Origin of the sequence: Campylobacter ureolyticus (assembly GCF_013372225.1) — a bacterium.
Lineage (GTDB): Bacteria > Campylobacterota > Campylobacteria > Campylobacterales > Campylobacteraceae > Campylobacter_B > Campylobacter_B ureolyticus.
In genome coordinates, this window is record NZ_CP053832.1 from 1416602 (window position 1) to 1435194 (window position 18593).

15 protein-coding genes and 1 tRNA gene are annotated in these 18593 nt (G+C 32.4%); all 16 read right to left on the bottom strand.

All coding sequences use genetic code 11. The features are described from left to right. Positions 1-125 precede the first annotated feature (125 nt). A complete protein-coding gene (locus CURT_RS07140; RefSeq protein WP_169478815.1) occupies positions 126-1439 on the bottom strand; it encodes a SulP family inorganic anion transporter in 1314 nt (437 codons plus the stop codon). Further along, on the bottom strand, positions 1378-1620 hold the full coding sequence (locus CURT_RS07145; RefSeq protein ID WP_051080268.1) for a SulP family inorganic anion transporter: 243 nt from the start codon (positions 1618-1620) through the stop codon (positions 1378-1380). The genes CURT_RS07140 and CURT_RS07145 overlap by 62 nt, the downstream gene beginning before the upstream one ends. A gap of 174 nt (positions 1621-1794) precedes the next feature. Beyond that, a tRNA-Arg gene (locus CURT_RS07150) sits at positions 1795-1871 on the bottom strand. 4 nt (positions 1872-1875) lie between these two features. After that, positions 1876-2310, bottom strand: coding sequence for a GyrI-like domain-containing protein (locus CURT_RS07155; RefSeq protein WP_018712743.1), 435 nt, complete (start codon positions 2308-2310; stop codon positions 1876-1878). A 51-nt stretch (positions 2311-2361) separates the two neighbouring features. Next, the gene (gene fusA, locus CURT_RS07160) at positions 2362-4437 is read right to left on the bottom strand and encodes an elongation factor G (RefSeq protein ID WP_018712744.1); all 2076 of its coding nucleotides are present in this window, start codon (positions 4435-4437) and stop codon (positions 2362-2364) included. Between the two features lie 12 nt (positions 4438-4449). After that, on the bottom strand, positions 4450-4920 hold the full coding sequence (rpsG, locus tag CURT_RS07165; protein ID WP_016646698.1) for a 30S ribosomal protein S7: 471 nt from the start codon (positions 4918-4920) through the stop codon (positions 4450-4452). Positions 4921-4997: 77 nt separating this feature from the next. After that, a complete protein-coding gene (gene rpsL / locus CURT_RS07170) occupies positions 4998-5372 on the bottom strand; it encodes a 30S ribosomal protein S12 (RefSeq protein ID WP_016646697.1) in 375 nt (124 codons plus the stop codon). A 123-nt stretch (positions 5373-5495) separates the two neighbouring features. Continuing rightward, positions 5496-6641, bottom strand: a complete 1146-nt coding sequence (gene iadA, locus CURT_RS07175) for a beta-aspartyl-peptidase (protein ID WP_018712745.1) — start codon at positions 6639-6641, stop codon at positions 5496-5498. A 13-nt stretch (positions 6642-6654) separates the two neighbouring features. Further along, a complete protein-coding gene (locus tag CURT_RS07180) occupies positions 6655-7053 on the bottom strand; it encodes a DoxX family protein (RefSeq protein ID WP_018712746.1) in 399 nt (132 codons plus the stop codon). Between the two features lie 87 nt (positions 7054-7140). Then, complete coding sequence (gene rpoC / locus CURT_RS07185) at positions 7141-11649, bottom strand: DNA-directed RNA polymerase subunit beta' (protein ID WP_018712747.1); 4509 nt, start codon at positions 11647-11649, stop codon at positions 7141-7143. Beyond that, positions 11642-15781: a DNA-directed RNA polymerase subunit beta gene (rpoB, locus tag CURT_RS07190; RefSeq protein ID WP_018712748.1), complete on the bottom strand. Its 4140-nt coding sequence runs from the start codon at positions 15779-15781 to the stop codon at positions 11642-11644. The genes rpoC and rpoB overlap by 8 nt, the downstream gene beginning before the upstream one ends. Positions 15782-15873: 92 nt before the next feature. Continuing rightward, positions 15874-16251 (bottom strand): 50S ribosomal protein L7/L12, encoded by a 378-nt coding sequence (rplL, locus tag CURT_RS07195; protein WP_018712749.1) that lies wholly within the window; start codon positions 16249-16251, stop codon positions 15874-15876. A 25-nt stretch (positions 16252-16276) separates the two neighbouring features. After that, positions 16277-16756 carry a 50S ribosomal protein L10 gene (rplJ, locus tag CURT_RS07200; protein WP_018712750.1) on the bottom strand — a complete coding sequence of 160 codons (480 nt, stop codon included), beginning with the start codon at positions 16754-16756 and terminating at the stop codon, positions 16277-16279. A 98-nt stretch (positions 16757-16854) separates the two neighbouring features. Further along, a complete protein-coding gene (gene rplA / locus CURT_RS07205; RefSeq protein ID WP_018712751.1) occupies positions 16855-17556 on the bottom strand; it encodes a 50S ribosomal protein L1 in 702 nt (233 codons plus the stop codon). Between the two features lie 56 nt (positions 17557-17612). Further along, positions 17613-18038: a 50S ribosomal protein L11 gene (gene rplK / locus CURT_RS07210; protein ID WP_016646690.1), complete on the bottom strand. Its 426-nt coding sequence runs from the start codon at positions 18036-18038 to the stop codon at positions 17613-17615. A gap of 18 nt (positions 18039-18056) precedes the next feature. Then, entirely contained in the window at positions 18057-18587 is a 531-nt protein-coding gene (gene nusG, locus CURT_RS07215; RefSeq protein WP_016646689.1) for a transcription termination/antitermination protein NusG, read from the bottom strand. Positions 18588-18593: the final 6 nt, after the last annotated feature.

Consider the following 18593-nt stretch of genomic DNA (forward strand, 5'->3'; position numbering starts at 1 on the left):
AATCCTTTAAATAATCAATATTTGCTTTTAAGTCTTTAAAATATTTTCTTTTTGTATCTCATCTATAAAACCATAATTTTTTAAAATTTTATAAACCTTGTTTCTTATTCCACAAAAATATATTTTCAACTCATTTTTTTACAATTATTATAAAAAATTTTTAATCCTCTATATCCAGTAGCATCAATTAAAGGAACATTTTCTAAATTTATAATAATTATTTTTGATTTAGGTTTGACTATATCTAGTAGCATATTAGAAAATTTCTCTGCGGCACCAAAGAAAAAAGGACCGTTTATATTATAAACAAGAACCCCATTTGGAATTTCTAATATCTTACCATCAGTATGTTTTAAATCTTTTGTGATCATTTCAAAATTTGTTAAATCACTCATTCGCTTCATAAATATAATCAAAGCAAATATCATACCAACTGATATACCAATAATCAAATCAAAAAGTACCGTCAATAAAAATGTCGCAATAAATACAAAATAATCACTTTTTGGCGCTTTTTTGATTTGCTTAAAATACTCCCATTCACCCATATTATATGAAATTATCAGCAAAATCGCACCAAGAGATGCCATAGGTATGAGATTTACAAAATTTAGTAAAGTCATAACCATACTAAATAAGGCAATTGAGCTTATAATAGCAGAAACAGGGCTTTTTGCACCATTTTTTATATTGGTTGCAGTTATTGCAATTGCTCCAGTTACAGGAATACCGCCAATAGCCGCAGAGGCAATATTTGCGAAACCTTGTCCAACAAGTTCTATGTTTGAATTATGTCTATCATTTGTCATACCATCTGCAACCACCGCAGATAAAAGTGATTCTATACCAGCTAAAACTGCAATTGTTATAGATGCTGGTATTAAAGACTTGATAAGTTCAAAACTAATTCCATCAATATTTACAAAAGTTATTTTTAAATCCAAACTTCCAAACCTTGAACCAATAGTCTCAGCGGGAAGTGTAAAAAACTGAACCAAAAGTGTTAAAACAACCACCGAAACTAACATACTAGGTAATAATTTACCAATTTTTGGAATTTTTGGCCATAGAATAATTATAAAAATAGATACTATGGTTATTAAAATTGCGTACAAATTTAGTGTTTGAATATTTTGTATGTAACACAAAATTTGCTCCATAAATTGAGCTGGAATTTTTTCAACGCCCAAGCCTAAAATATCTTTTATTTGACTTGAAAAAATTGTTACAGCAATTCCGCTTGTAAATCCTGCTACAACTGGATACGGAATAAATTTTATAATTTCTCCACCTTTTAAAAAGCCTATAATTACAAGCATAATACCAGCCATAATCGTTGCAATGGTTAATCCCAACATGCCGTGTTGCTCTATAATACTATAAACAATTACTATAAATGCACCAGTTGGCCCTGCTATTTGAAATTTTGACCCGCCCAAAATGGCTACGATAAAACACCCAATAACAAGCCTCAGGTGTTACTCCTGATGCGATTCCAAGAGCTATAGATAGTGGCAATGCAACAATAGCTACTATAATACCTGCTGCCATATCGTTTAAAAACATCTTAAAATTATATTTTTTTAAGCTTATAAAAAACTCTGGAATAAAATCTTTCATATTATCTACCTGCATAAATTATTAATAAATACAATTCACCTATTTAAATCTTAGTAAACATTATATCTTTTTATATCATAAAATTTACTACTACTTGAAATATGCCACAAATACTGGATTTTTGTTTAAAAAACGTGTTTAGAGTACTCATATAACTTTAATAAGTATAAAAAATGGTGTCCCCAGCGAGATTCGAACTCACGGCCTCAAAATTAGGAATTTTGCGCTCTATCCAGCTGAGCTATGAGGACAAATTTATAAAATAGAAACATAAATTTCTACTTTATTGTCTATATATTTTTCAAAATCGGTTAAGTAAGAGCGTTTTATATTGCATGTCTTAAAATGGTTCCAAATTTTCATCCAAAGACTACTTACATCGGTCGCTATTTGCTTAATATCAGCTTCAAAAACTAAAAATTTACCACTTTGTATTTCTATCGAATCACAATCGTTGCAAACTCCACTTAAAGACTTTGTGGAACCAACTAACAAATCATAATCATCAAAATGTTTATTTTTATAATTAAAATAAACACCATAATTCACATCATTGAATAAATCACTATTGCTAAATTTTTTCCATAAATTTGGAATTATAGCTGTATTTTGATTTAGTTCAAGCCTATTATTTGTGGTAACCTTATATCCAGTAATCTTCAGTGGTTTATCTAAATAAAATTCACGCATACTTAACTTTTTTAAAGGGTAGGAATCTCTTTCCCACCCTTAAATTAGATTTTAGCCGTTTCTTTGTTTAATTATCTCTTCGCTTACATTTTTTGGAACCTCATCGTAGTGATCGAATTCCATTGAGTAAGTTGCACGACCTTGGGTTTGACTTCTTAAATCTGTTGAATAACCAAACATCTCAGCCAATGGGCAAAATGCATCAATTATTTTGTTTCCACCTCTATCACCCATATTGTTAACTTGACCACGGCGTTTATTGATATCACCTATAACATCGCCCATATACTCTTCTGGTGTTTCAATTTCAACTTTCATAACTGGCTCAAGTATAACAGCTCCTGCTTTTCTAGCACCTTCTTTAAAGCCCATTGAAGCAGCTAGTTTAAATGCCATTTCAGAACTATCAACTTCGTGATAACTTCCATCATATACAGTTACCCTAACATCCTCAACTGGATATCCTGCTAAAACTCCACCTTGCATTGCTTCTTGGCAGCCTTTATCAACAGCTGGAATATACTCTTTTGGAATAGCCCCACCTTTAATATCGTTAACAAACTCATATCCAGTGCCTGACTCAAGTGGCTCAAGGCGTAAATAAACATGGCCGTATTGACCACGACCACCTGATTGTTTAGCGTATTTATATTCTTGCTCAACTGTTTTTCTAATAGTTTCACGATATGCAACTTGTGGCTTACCTATTTCAGCATCAACTTTAAACTCTCTAAGCATTCTATCAACGATAACTTCAAGGTGTAGCTCACCCATACCACTAATAATGGTTTGACCACTTTCCTCATCAGTTTTTACTTGGAAACTTGGGTCTTCTTGAGCTAGTTTTTGAAGTGCAATGCCCATTTTTTCTTGATCTGCTTTTGTTTTAGGCTCAACCGCAACACTTATAACTGGGTCTGGAAAATCCATTTTTTCAAGTATTACTTGATCTTTTTCTCCAGCTAATGTATCACCTGTTAGAGTATCTTTTAGTCCTACAACAGCACCAATTTCTCCAGCATAAAGTTCTTTAATCTCTTCTCTTTTATTTGAGTGCATTCTAAGAATTCTTCCAATTCTTTCTTTTTTACCTTTTACAGTGTTATAAACATAACTTCCACTTTCTAGGATACCTCTATAAACTCTAACAAAAGTAAGTTGACCAACAAAAGGATCTGTCATAATTTTAAATGCAAGTCCAGCAAATTCACCATCGTCTGATGATTCTACAAAAACCTCATCTCCGTTTTCATACTCGCCTCTAATATCAGCAACTTCATCAGGTGCTGGTAAATAATCAACAATTGCATCAAGAAGTGGTTGAACGCCTTTATTTTTAAAAGCGGTTCCGCACATCATAGGAATCATACTTAAATTTAAACAAGCTTTTTTAATACCCTCTTTAATCTCATCTACGCTTAATTGTTCACCACTGAAGTATTTATCCATTAATGCATCATCAGTCTCAGCAACAGCTTCAATTAATTTATCATGGTATTCTTTTGCCTTATCTAGTAGTTCAGCTGGGATTTCTCTTTCAACATAAGTTGTTGGTTTTGTTTCATCTTCCCAAACTAAAGCTTTCATATTTATTAAATCAACAACGCCTTTAAAGTCATCTTCTGCACCAATTGGAATTTGAAGCGGCACAGGATTTGCTTTTAGTCTATCTTTAATTTGTTGTTCAACATTGTAGAAATTAGCTCCAACTCTGTCCATTTTATTGACAAAAACAATTCTTGGAACATGGTATTTGTTTGCTTGTCTCCAAACAGTTTCACTTTGAGGTTGAACACCACCAACTGAACAAAATACCGCAACAGCACCATCTAAAACTCTCATTGATCTTTCAACTTCTATTGTAAAATCAACGTGTCCTGGGGTGTCTATAAGGTTGATTTGGTGATTTTTCCAAAAACATGTTGTAGCAGCTGATGTAATTGTGATGCCTCTTTCTTTTTCTTGAGCCATCCAGTCCATTGTAGCTGTACCTTCATGAGTTTCGCCAATTTTATGACTAACTCCTGTAAAGAATAAAATTCTCTCACTTGTTGTTGTTTTACCGGCATCAATGTGAGCAGCGATACCGATATTTCTAACCATATGTAAAGGTGTTTTTCTGGCCATAATAACAGCTCCTTACCAGCGGTAATGAGCAAAAGCTTTATTTGCCTCTGCCATTTTATATGTGTCTTCTTTTTTCTTAAATGAAGCACCTTTTGAACTTGCAGCATCCATAAGCTCATAAGCTAATTTCTCTATCATAGTTCTTTCACTTCTTTTTCTTGAAAATGAAATAATCCATCTAATAGCTAAAGCCTGTTGTCTTACTGGTCTAACCTCAACAGGAACTTGGTATGTAGCACCGCCTACTCTTCTTGATTTAACTTCTAAAATAGGCTTAACATTTTCAATAGCATCATTAAAAACATCTATACCTTTTACATCTTCGCTTTTGCTATCGATAAGATCTAAAGCACCATACATTATTCTTGTTGCAGTGCTTTTTTTACCATCATACATAAGTGCATTAATAAATTTAGTGACTACTTTATTGCCATAAATAGGATCAGGCATTACTTCCCTAACGGGAGCTCTTCTTCTTCTCATATTATTTTTCCTTCAAATTTATAAAATTTTACTCAAACTTAGCCAAATCAAGGGCTAGTCTGTTTTTGTTAGCTAAACTATTTTTTAGGGCGTTTAGCACCGTATTTAGATCTTGAAACAGTTCTTTTTGCAACGCCTGCTGTATCCAATGCTCCACGAACGATGTGGTATTTAACACCAGGTAAGTCTTTTACTCTTCCGCCTCTTACTAAAACGATAGAGTGCTCTTGTAGGTTGTGACCTTCACCACCTATATAACTAATAACTTCAAATCCACTTGTAAGCCTAACTTTGGCAACTTTTCTCAAAGCTGAGTTTGGTTTTTTAGGAGTTGTTGTATAAACCCTAGTGCAAACTCCTCTTCTTTGAGGACAATTTTGTAACGCTGGTGATTTTGATTTTTGAATCACTTTTTTGCGTTCTTTTCTGACCAATTGATTAATGGTTGGCACAATAATTCCTTTCATCATTAAATTTATTAAAAAGACCTAATGTTATCTAAAAACTGCTTAAAAAATGTTAAAACTTGCTAAATGTAAAAGATTTAACAGTCATTATTGTAAAGTAGATGATTTTTAAATTTCTTCATAATTACCTTTTTTTATAAAACCAGTATCATCTTTTAAAATTTTACCTCTTGAAATAACAAATTTGATATCAAAATTTTTATCTAGCAATAGAATATCAGCATCATAACTAGGTAAAATTTGACCTTTGAAATTATCAAGTCCTATACTTTTTGCAACATTTACTGTTACAAAAGGAAGAATTTCTTCTATCTTATAACCTGCTTTCATAAAATTTAAAAATTCGTTATATAATGCTTTTACGGTAGCAACTCCCATATTTATAAGTTTTCCATCTTTATCATAATTTGAATAGCTTCCATATCCATCAGAGCTAAAAGTTAGTTTATCAAGAGGGATATTATCTTTGGTTAGTTCTTTGTAGGCTTTAAGTGGTGTAAATCTATCTTGACTATAGCATGTCAAATCAACATATCCGCCATCTTTTAAAAATTGCTTTCCTTGGTCAAAAAGCCTTTCATTTCTATTGACATGAGTTGGTTGAAAAAAGGTTATTGGGATATCAAATTCGCTTAAAACTTCATAGATTAAGCCAAGTCCTTTTTTGCCATCACCAACATGTAAAGTTGTATGACCACTTTTTTTAGCTATCATACCACTTACTCTTCCAATGCTAGCTATTTTTGCAAGTTCATCTTTTGTAATACTTGCCGAACGATGATCTGAAATAGCAAGTTTTATACCAATGATAGGTTCTATAAAAACTATATCTTTTTCAATGCTGTTAGTTAGAGTTGGGCTTGGAAATGCATAAGCACCAGTATGAGCGTAGCATGAAATTCCCTCCTCTTTTAAAGCATAGGCTTTTGCTACTAAATTTTCAACACTTCTTGTAGTGCTATCTGTTCCAAGAAGTCCCACAACCGTTGTTATACCTCCATCAATAAGTCTCGAAAGAGTTATTTCAGGTGCTCTTGAAGAAAAACCTCCCTCTCCACCACCGCCAGTTATATGCACATGCTTATCTATAAAACCAGGAATAGCTATATATTTTGAAGCATCTATAATTTTTATAAAAGAATTCGTTATATTTATTTCATCATCTATGTGAATAATTTTTTCACCAGCTACTAAAATATCTTTTTTTCCTATAAATTTAGGAGTGTAAAGTTTTGCATTTTTTATAAGTAACATATTTTAAAATCCTTTAATCATTTTTTATGCTAAATTTGCCACCACCACAAAACAATAAGCACAAAGATGCGCCTAAATAAAGATAAATTATCTCAGGTACAAGTCCGCCAAAATTTGTAACAGCGAAAAGCTTATCCATATATGCAACATACAAAATCGTACAAGATGTTGCTATTAACATAATAGAGGCAAAGCGTGTATAAATTCCAAATATTATCATAATTGGTGCTAAAATTTCACCAAGATATACAAAATAAGATAAAAATGAAGGTATTTTAGCATTTATAAGAAGTGAAGCAACAGGCTCTATTCCAAATTTTAGTTTAAAAAGTCCATGATATAAAACACAAATTCCTAAAAATATCCTAAGAATTAATAATCCAAAATTTGGATAATTTAAATATTTAGACATAAATTTCTCCTAAATAAATTTATGTCATTATACAAAATTTATCTAAATTTCAAAAGGGACGACCTTTTGAAATTTAGCATTTTAAAGTTATTTATTAGATTTTATTTTAACTTTATCTTTTTTATAAAGTCCTGTTCCAACAGGAATCATCTTTCCTAAAATAACATTTTCTTTCAAATCTTCTAGATAGTCAAATTTACCAGAAATACTTGACTCGGTTAAAACTTTAGTGGTTTCTTGGAAAGATGCAGCTGAAATAAAACTATCGCTTCCAATAGCCGCTCTTGTAACACCAAGTAAAATAGGCTCTGCAATAGCTGGCTCACCGCCCATTTTCATAACTCTTTGGTTCTCAGCCCTAAATTTACGCCTACTTACTAAATCTCCTACAATAAAGCTTGTATTTCCACTATCTAAAATACTAACTTGCCTTAACATTTGAGAAACAATAATCTCAATATGTTTGTCATTAATAGCAACACCTTGGCTTCTATAAACTTGTTGAATCTCGCTTATTAGATATTGATGAAGTGCTTTTTCACCCAAAATTCTAAGAACATCTTGGCTACTTATGAGTCCATCAGTTAACTTTTCACCAGCATGAACAAACTCACCTTCTCTTACTTGGATTTGAAGAGATTTATCAATTGTATGTTCAACCTCAAGACCATCAGGAGATTCAATAATAATCTTTTCTTTTGAACGAAGTGCCTTTCCAAATTTAACAACACCGTCAATTTCAGCTATAACAGCTGCATTTTTTGGTTTTCTAGCTTCAAAAAGCTCACTAACCCTTGGAAGACCTCCAGTAATATCGCTTGATTTTGCTACGGCTTTTGGAGTTTTTGCTAAAGTATCGGCCAAAGCTACTTTTTGCCCATTTGATACATAAATAACAGTTTTTGGCTCTATTTGATAAGTCAGAGTTTTGCTATCAGTAACAACACTAATAGTTGGCTTTATACCTTGTGGTAAATACTCATTTACAACTAAACGAGTCTGTCCTGTAAGCTCATCATACTGTTCAGTTGCACTAAATCCTGGCTCAATCCCCTCAAAACTTACAACACCACTATCTTCTGCAATAATTGGAGTTGAATATGGATCCCACTGAGCTATTATAATTTTTTCATTTTTCTTAGGTTTAAATATGACATCACCATTTTTTACTTTACTATTATCGTCAAATTCAACAATAGAAGTCCTAGGGATATAATATCTTGCAGCCTCTCTATCGTCATCATCAGCAACTACTACAAAAAGACCTTTTTCTTTTACTTCATAACCTTTTTTAATATCTCTAATTCTTGTAAGTGAAGCACCATCAAGAATATAAAATTTAAGTGTTCCACTTGAACTAGTTTTTGTTACTTGACTAATAGGTTCACCATCATCTATATGAATTTCGCTTGCATATGGAATACGGCCTGGAACGTGCCAACCCTCTTTTATAATTTCAACTATACTTTCTGAAGCTGTTACTTTGTCACCATTTTTATATGGAAGATAAAACTTGCCTTCTATCTTACCGCTAACTCCTGCTAATTCATTTACTTTTGCAATATTATGTTTTCTAATAGTATGTTTTTCTTCTTTATCTTTTGATTTTACTGTTAAAATAACATCTTCATATGAAGTTTCAACTTCTAACACTCCATCAAATGAAGCTTTTATCTTTGGTTCAACAATTAAAATAGCTGCATTTCTTCTATTTGCAACTATTTGCTTTCCTTTATTCTCGTAAGTTTTTATATTGTAATACCTTATAAAACCCTCACTTTTTGCTAGAATTTGGTGATCTTGTTGCTCTGTTGAGGCTGTTCCACCAACATGGAATGTTCTAAGTGTTAGCTGAGTTCCTGGCTCACCAATTGATTGAGCTGCAATAATTCCAACTGCTTCTCCTGGTTTTACCATTTTACCTTCACCCAAATTTATTCCATAACATTTTGCACAAACACCTTTTTTAGCTTTACAAGTAATTGGTGTTCTAATACTTACTGCTTTAATTCCAGCTTCTGTTATCTCTTTTGCAATTTGTGCATCTATTAAAGTACCTTGAGAAAAAAGTATTTCATTTGTGATTGGATCAATTACATCATCACTTAAAACTCTTCCAACAATTCTATCTTCTAAGCTCTCTATTAAAGCACCATTTGCAGTTATTTCCGCTATTTCAATACCTTCATGGGTTCCACAATCATGCATTGTAATTTTAACATTTTGCCCAACATCAATTAGTTTTCTTGTTAAATATCCAGCATTTGCAGTTTTTAACGCAGTATCTGCAAGACCTTTTCTAGCACCGTGAGTTGAAATAAAATACTCAAGCACATTCAATCCCTCACGGAAATTTGAAGTAATTGGAGTTTCAATAATACTTCCATCAGGTTTTGCCATAAGTCCTCTCATACCAGCAAGTTGACGAATTTGTGCAGCACTACCTCTAGCTCCACTATCTGCCATCATATAAATAGAGTTGAATCCACTTTGATCATTTTCAATTAAATTCATCATCTCTCTTGCGACTTTAGTATTTGTATTTGTCCATATATCGATGATTTTGTTATATCTTTCACTATCTGTTAAAAGACCTACGCCATACTGACTTTGTATTTCTTTAACCTCTTTTTTGGCCTCTTCTACATATTTTACTTTTGACTTTGGAGTTATTATATCAGCCATAGAAATACTTACTGCAGCCTTTGTAGCCCAGTCAAATCCTAAATCTTTTAAATCATCTAAGAATTTTGCTGTTACTTCAAGCCCACCTTTTTCATAAACTTGATCAATTAAATTCGCAATATCTTTTTTCTTTAAAATCTTATTCCACATTTTTTCATCTATAAAATCAGGAATAATTGATTTTAGAATAAGTCTTCCTGCTGTTGTAAATACCGTATTTGATTCAATCATAGTTTTTATTTTTGCATGAACATCTAAATATCCACTATCAACAGCTATCATAACCTCATCAACGCTTGAATAAATTTTATTTGTTCCTTTTGCATTTTCTTTTTCCAAAGATAGATAATAAAGCCCTAAAACCATATCTTGTGAAGGAACACAAACTGCTTTTCCACTTGCGGGAAGTAAGATATTCATTGAGCTTAGCATTAAAACTTTACACTCTGCAATAGCTTCTTGAGAAAGTGGCACATGAACAGCCATTTGATCCCCATCAAAGTCGGCGTTAAAAGCAGCACAAACAAGTGGGTGAAGCTTTATTGCTTTTCCATCAACCAATACTGGGTGAAAGGCTTGAATTGACATTTTGTGAAGTGTTGGAGCACGGTTTAGCATAATAGGATAGTTCTTAACAACCTCTTCTAAACATTCCCAAACCTCAACTGCCTTGTCATCAAGCATTTTTTTAGCTTGCTTTACAGTTGCAGCATATCCTTTTTCTTGAAGTCTTGCAATTAAATGTGGCTTGAAAAGCTCTAATGCCATAGTTTTTGGCAGACCACATTGATCCATTTTTAGATTTGGCCCAATAACAATAACTGAACGACCTGAAAAATCAACCCTTTTTCCAAGTAGATTTTGACGAAATCTTCCTTGCTTTCCTTTTATAATTTCACTTAAAGATTTTAAAGGTCTTTTGTTTGCTCCTTTTACAGCATTTGCGCGTCTTCCGTTATCAAAAAGAGCATCAACTGCTTCTTGAAGCATTCTTTTTTCATTTCTTATAATTATTTCAGGAGCGTCAAGTTCTAAAAGTCTTTTAAGTCTTGTATTTCTATTTATCACTCTTCTATATAGATCATTTACATCGCTTACTGCAAATTTACCGCCATCTAAACTAACCAAAGGTCTAAGCTCAGCTGGTAAGACTGGGAGAGCTGTTATCATCATCCATTCTGGTTTATTGTTAGAAGCTAAAAAGCTCTCTACAACTTTTAATCTTTTTATAATATCTTTTTTTCTAGCTTCTGATTTTGTTGCTTCCATAGCTTCTTTAAGTTCTGCAACTATGGAAACTAAATCAAGCTCACTTAAAAGCTTATGTATGACTTCTCCACCCATTGCGGCACTAAAGCCTGTATTATAAAATCTACTGCTTAAAAGTTGATATTGCTCTTCATTTAAAACTTCATATTTCTCAACTTTTTTGGTATTTTCATTATCATAATATGCATCACCTGGATTATCTACTATGTAAGCTTCATAATATAAAACTCTCTCAAGATCTTTCATTCTAACACCCAAAAGAGTACCAATTCTACTTGGAAGTGAGTTTACATACCAAATATGTGCAACCGGAGTAACTAACTCAATATGTCCCATTCTAGTTCTTCTAACTTTAGAGCTTGTTACTTCAACACCACACTTTTCGCATCTATGCCCCTCAAATCTCATTTTTTTATATTTGCCACATAGACACTCATAATCCCTTATTGGTCCAAAAATTTTAGCACAAAAAAGCCCATCTCTTTCAGGCTTTAGAGTTCTATAATTTATTGTTTCAGGTTTTTTTACTTCTCCATGACTCCAAGCTCTTATTTCTTCAGGGCTTGCAAGCTGAATTTGAACTGCATCAAAGTCGTGAGGTCTTTTATTTTCAGTTATCTCAATTTTTGCGAAATCACTCATTATCCTCATCCTCTTTTTTAAATATATTTATATCAAGTGCTAATGATTTAAGCTCTTTTGTTAAAACAAAAAATGTTTCAGGAACACCTGCTGATGGAACATTTTCACCTCTAATTAAAGCTTTATAAGCTTCAAGTCTACCATCAATATCATCTGATTTAATTGTTAGCATTTCTCTTAATGTGTAAGCCGCACCATAAGCTTCTAATGCCCAAACTTCCATTTCTCCAAATCTTTGACCACCACTTAGTGCTCTACCACCTACAGGTTGTTGTGTAACAAGAGAATATGGCCCTGTGCTTCTTGCATGAACTTTTTCATCAACAAGGTGATGAAGCTTTAGATAATACATACAACCCACATTTACTCTTTCTTTAAATTTTTCACCAGTTCTTCCATCATAAAGTTCTGTTTTACCATCTGGATCAATATTTGCCATTTTGAATAACTTTTCAAAATCCTCAGGCACAATACCTTCAAAAATAGGTGCAGCAAATTTAATACCATGACTCCAATCTCTTGCATATTTTAAAAGCTCATCATCACTTAACTTTTCTAAAGTTTTTTTGGCATTCATAAGTTTTGAAGTACTTGCGATATCAATCATTTTTGCTCTTAAATTTTTAATCCATTCACCTGTTTTTTCTTCCATCATTTTTTCAATTTGTTCGCCAAGTTTTACACCGACTAAACCTAAGTGGCTTTCCATAATTTGTCCAATATTCATACGGCTTGGAACACCTAATGGGTTTAAAACTATATCAACTCTTTTCCCGCTTGGAAGATATGGCATATCAACTTCTGGAACGATATTAGAAACAATACCTTTGTTTCCGTGACGACCAGCCATTTTATCACCAACTTTTAGCTTTCTCTTTGTTGCGATATAAACTTTTACAAGTTTTACAACACCACTTGGTAAAATATCATCTTTTTCTAAAATTTCAAGCTTTTCATCATGATCTTCTTTTAGTTTTTTCTTCTCATTTTGGAAGTGATTTTTTATATCATCATATTCGGTTTGAATTGATTTTTCGTAAGATTTTATAAAACTGTTTAAAGCAAATCTATTGCTTTCTTCAAGATCACTTCTTGGAACGAAATCACCTTTTTTAAATTCCAACTTACCAAGTTTTCCATCTTCTTTTAATGGCTTTTTCTCAAGTAAAGATGAAACCATTAAAGTTTCTTCTCTATCTAGCATTAAAAGTCTATCATGGTGCTCTTTTTCAAGGGTTGTTTTTTCAGCCTCATACGCTTTTATAGCTCTTGAGTCTTTTTCATATCCTTTTTTTGTAAATATCTTAACATCTATAACAACACCTTCGGTTGAGGAGTTTGCATATAATGATTTATTTACAACATGACCTGCTTTTTCTCCAAAAATTGCTCTTAAAAGTCTCTCTTCAGGAGTTGGCTTAACTTCACCTTTTGGGGTTACTTTACCAACTAAAATCATTCCAGATCTTACCTCTGTACCAATTTTTACGATTCCACTTTCATCAAGATGAATGAGCTCTTCTTCTTTTACATTAGGAATGTCTCTGGTTATCTCTTCAACACCATCTTTTAATTCTCTTGCCTCAATACTTTTTTCATAAACATGAATACTTGTATATTCGTCATTTCTAATCATCTTTTCACTCATAACAACGGCATCTTCGTAGTTGTATCCATGCCAAGGCATAAATGCAACAAGAGCATTTTTACCAAGAGCAAGTTCACCCTCATGCATACTTGCACCATCTGCTATGATTTGACCAGCTTTTATTTCATCACCTTTATTAATAATTGGATGCTGAGAAAACATTGTGTTTTGATTTGTTCTTAAGTTTTTTTCCATTGAGTAATGGTCTATAAAAGGACCACTTTCATCTTCACCTAAAATAAATATGTTTTTACTATCTACTTTTTCAACAATTCCTGCTCTTTTTGCTTTTACAGCTGTCCAAGAATCTCTTGCAATGGTAGCTTCCATACCTGTTCCAACAATTGGAGCAATTGGCTTTAGAAGTGGAACTGCTTGTCGTTGCATGTTTGAACCCATCAAAGCTCTGTTTGCATCATCGTGCTCCAAAAATGGAATAAGTGAAGCTGCAACACCAGCTATCATGCCAGAACATAAGTCAATTAAACCTACTTCTTCTTTTCTGGCTAATATGTTTTCACCATCTTTTCTAGCTTCTAAAAACTCATCAAGTAAATTTCCATCCTCATCAACTCTAGCTGAGGCAGGCGCTATTACAATTCCTTCTTCTTGTGTAGCTGTTAAATAAACTATATCATCAGTTACTTTTGAGTTTACTACTTTTCTATAAGGTGCTTCAACAAAACCTAAGTCATTTACTTTTGCATAAGTAGCAAGTGTGTTTATAAGACCAATATTTTGTCCCTCAGGTGTCTCAATAGGACAAATTCTACCATAATGAGTTGGGTGAACATCTCTTACCTCAAATCCTGCTCTTTCTTTTACAAGACCACCCTGTCCAAGAGCTGAAAGTCTTCTTTTATGGGTTACTTCACTTAATGGATTTGTCTGATCCATAAACTGACTAAGCTGCCCAACTGTGAAAAATTCCATCAATGTAGTTGTTATAATTCTTGCATTTACTAAATCATGTGGCATTAACTCATCTACATTATTGCTAAGTGTTGTAAATTTGTCTCTTATAGTTTTTTGCATTTTCACAAGACCTAAATGAGTTTCATTTGCCAAAAGCTCTCCAATAGATCTAATTCTTCTATTTCCTAAATGATCTCTATCATCTATAAAGCCTTTTCCATTTTTAACACCAATTAGATATTTTGCAGTTTTTATAATATCTTCACTTGTCATTACAGTTACATACTCAGGAACTTCAATACCAAGCTTGTGATTCATTTTCATACGACCAACTTTTGTTAAATCATATCTTTCTGGGTTAAAGAAAAGATCATTTACAAACTCTCTTGCTGCTTCTTTTACAACAGGTTCGCCAGGACGCATAACTTTGTAAATTCTAATTGCTGCAAGATCATTTTCATTATCTATTTTTTCAAGTTGTTGAAGCGTTTTTAGGGTGTCGCCATCTTGCAAAAATGAGTTAATAACACTATTATCAACACCATCAGCAAGGTCATTTATTATGGTAATTTCTTTTTGTGATTTTAAAATTTTTTCTATTTTTGTTTCATCAAGCAATGATAAAGTATCGTATAAAATTTCTCCACTTTCATTATTTATAATAGGATCAAAAAGATATCTTTCAAGCAATACATCAATTGGATATTCTACATATTCCAAACCATCATCAATAAGTTTTTTAGCCTTACTTGGAGTAAGTCTTTTTCCAGACTGATGAACAATGTTTCCTTTTGGATCTTTTATATCGTATTCCAACCTTGTTGTATAGTCTTTTGGATCAAATTTTGTTAAAAATTTACCTTTTTCAACACGAAGTGTTTTTATAGGATAAAAAAGTTTTATAATATCTTGTTTTCCATATCCAAGTGCCCTAAACAAAATAGTTATAGGCATTTTTCTTTTATTATTTATACGGACATATAAAATATCTTTTGCATCATATTCAAAATAAAGCCAACTACCTCTATCTGGTATTATTTGTGCTGTATAAATTCTTTTGTTTGATACTGTTGGGCTTTCTTCTTCTTTAAAAATAACACCAGGACTTCTATGAAGTTGATTTACAACAACTCTTTCAACCCCATTTATGATAAAAGAAACTCTATCAGTCATTAAAGGAATATCTCTTAAAAATATCTCTTGTTCTTTTATTTCTTTAATTCCTGTTTTTTCCCCAGTTTTTTCATCTTTATCATAAATAACAAGTCTGATTTTCATTTTTGAGCTTACGGAGTAGGTTAATCCTCTTTCTACGCATTCTCTAATTGAATATTTTGGTTTTAAAATTTCATAATCAACATATTCTAAACTAAGTCTGTTTTGTGGATCGTGTATAGGAAAAATTGATTTTATGGCTCTTTCCATACCGCTTTCAACACTGTCTTTTTTATATAAAAAACTATCAAAACTCTTTTTTTGTAATTGTAATAAATTTGGAATATCAATCTCTTTTTTGGCTTTTGAAAAATCAACCCTAAGACGATTTCCAGAATATAGGCTATTTAGCATTTGACCACCTCATGGCAAAATTTGAAAGAAAAATTGGTGCTAAAGTTAGCACGAAATGTTTTGAAGGGAGAATTACTCCCTTCATTTTTGTTTTATTTAAGCTCGACTTTAGCTCCAGCTTCTTCAAGTTGTTTTTTAGCTGCTTCAGCATCTTCTTTACTGATTCCTTCTTTAAGAGTTGAAGGTGTTTTTTCAGTAGCATCTTTTGCTTCTTTAAGTCCTAATCCTGTTAGAGCTCTTACAACTTTAATAACATTGATTTTTTTATCACCTGCATCAAGTAATACAACATCAAATTCTGTTTTTTCATCTGCACTATCACCACCTGCTGCACCACCTGCTGCACCTGCAACCATTACTGGTGCTGCACTAACACCGAATTTCTCTTCAAATTCTTTAACTAATTCACTTAACTCTAAAACTGTTAAATTAGAAATATATTCTAATACATCTTCTTTTGTAATTGCCATTTATTATCTCCTAAATTTTTATTATTTATGCTGATTGTTCTTTTTTTTCTTTAAGCGCATTTAAGCCGATTGTAAAATTTTGAATCGGTGCATTCCAAACTTGCAAAAGCATTGCAATAAGCTCTTCGCGACCTGGTAGTTTGGAAAGTGCTTCAACTTTACTAACATCACAAACTTCGCCATCAATATGAGCAGATTTTATAATAAAATTTTTATTTTTTTCTGCATATTTGAAAGCTACTTTTGAAACATTTAGCTGATCGCCCCAAAGAAAAATATTGGTATCTTTTAACTCTAATCCTGTTTTTTCTACACTATTTAAAGCAATTCCAGCTAATGTGTTTTTTATAACTTGAACTTTTACATCAGATTCTTTGGCTGCTTTTCTTAACTCTTCAAGTGAAGAAACACCAATCCCTCTATAATCAGCTACAATAACACCGTCAGCCTCTTTAAAGCTTTCAGTTAGCTTTGAAACAAGAGCTACCTTATTTTCTCTAGTCAACTTTTCTCCTTTCCGATCAGTGATTTCAAGCAGAGAGAATTACTTCAATTGAGCCCAAAGGCCTCTGGCTATCTCCAATCTAAAATATATTATTTATTTTATTTTAAATCAATTATTTCTTGTGAATCAAGATTAACTGATGGACTCATTGTAAGTGATAAGGCTGCATTTTTAACATATCTACCCTTTGCAGTGGCAGGCTTATGTTTATTTATCTCTTTAATAAAAGTAGTTAAATTTGCCATAATCTCTTCTTTTGAAAAGCTTACTTTACCAATGCCTGCATGAATGTTACCTTGCTTATCAACTCTAAAGTTAACTTGTCCACCTTTTGCATTTTTAACAGCCTGTGCTACATCCATTGTAACAGTGCCTGTTTTTGGGTTTGGCATAAGACCCTTAGGTCCTAAAATTCTACCAACTTTACCAACTAAACCCATTAGATTTGGTGTAGCTATTAAAACATCAAAATTGATGTTACCTTTTTGAATTTCTTCAACCAAATCATCATCACCAACTATATCAGCACCTGCATTTTTAGCTTCATCAGCTTTAATATCCTTTGCAATAACTGCTACTCTTACCACTTTGCCTGTGCCTGATGGAAGAACAACTGAACCTCTTACCATTTGGTCTGCATATTTTGGATCAACATTTAGCTTTAATGCTATTTCAACTGTTTCATCAAATTTAGCAGATGAAAGTGTTTTTACAGTAGATACCGCTTCTTCAAGCGAGTAATTTTTTTCAGAATCAACTTTTTTTAATAATTCCGTAAATCTTTTTGAATTTTTTCTCATAAATTTCTCCGCATTAATTTTGCTTCCACCTTTTTATCCTTGGTGGTAAAAGGATTTTAATCAACTACGGTTATACCCATAGATTTTGCAGAACCAGCTATAATTCTAGCAGCTTGCTCTTTGTCTGTTGTATTTAAATCAGCAATTTTTTTCTCAACTATCTCTAAAACTTGTGCTTTTGTTAAAGTAGCAACTTTATTTTTTAGAGGATTATCTGAGCCTTTGCTAATTCCAGCAGCTTTTTTTATTAAATCTGTTGCTGGTGGTTGTTTTGTCACAAATGTAAAACTTTTATCAGCATAAACAGTTATTATAACAGGAATGTTAAAACCTGCCATATCTTTTGTTTTTTCATTAAAAGCTTTACAAAACTCCATAATATTTACACCTTGCTGACCAAGTGCTGGACCTACCGGAGGACTTGGATTTGCCTTTGCAGCAGCAATTTGTAGTTTAATCTGACCTGTTACTTTCTTAGCCATTAGACTATCTCCTTAATCTTAAACAATTTTCTCAACTTGTGAATATAATATTTCAACTGGGGTACTTCTACCAAATATAGAAACATTTAGCTTTAAAGTTCCATGTATCATATCATACTCTTCTACAGTTCCAATAAAATTTGCAAAAGGACCTTCTTTTATTCTCACGCTTTCACCCTCATCAAAAGAAATTTTTGGTTTTGGTGCAGCTCTTTTATTAACTTTATCCAAAATCATTTCAACATCTTTATCACTTAAGGCTGAAGGTTTTTTACTTTCGCCAATAAAACGACTAACTTTTGGCAAACTTTGAATTTTATGCCAAAGTGCAGTATCTAAATCAAGTTTAGCAAAACAATAACCAGGATAAAGGCTTTTTTCCTTTATTGTTTGCTTGCCATTTTTAATATCTATTAAATCTTCAGTTGGAACAACAACTTGCTCCACTTTATCTTGCAATCCTTGATTTTCTACTAAAGTCTCAATTGCATTCTTTACACTCATTTCAGAACCAGCATAAGTCTGTATAGCATACCATCTGTGTGCCATCATCAC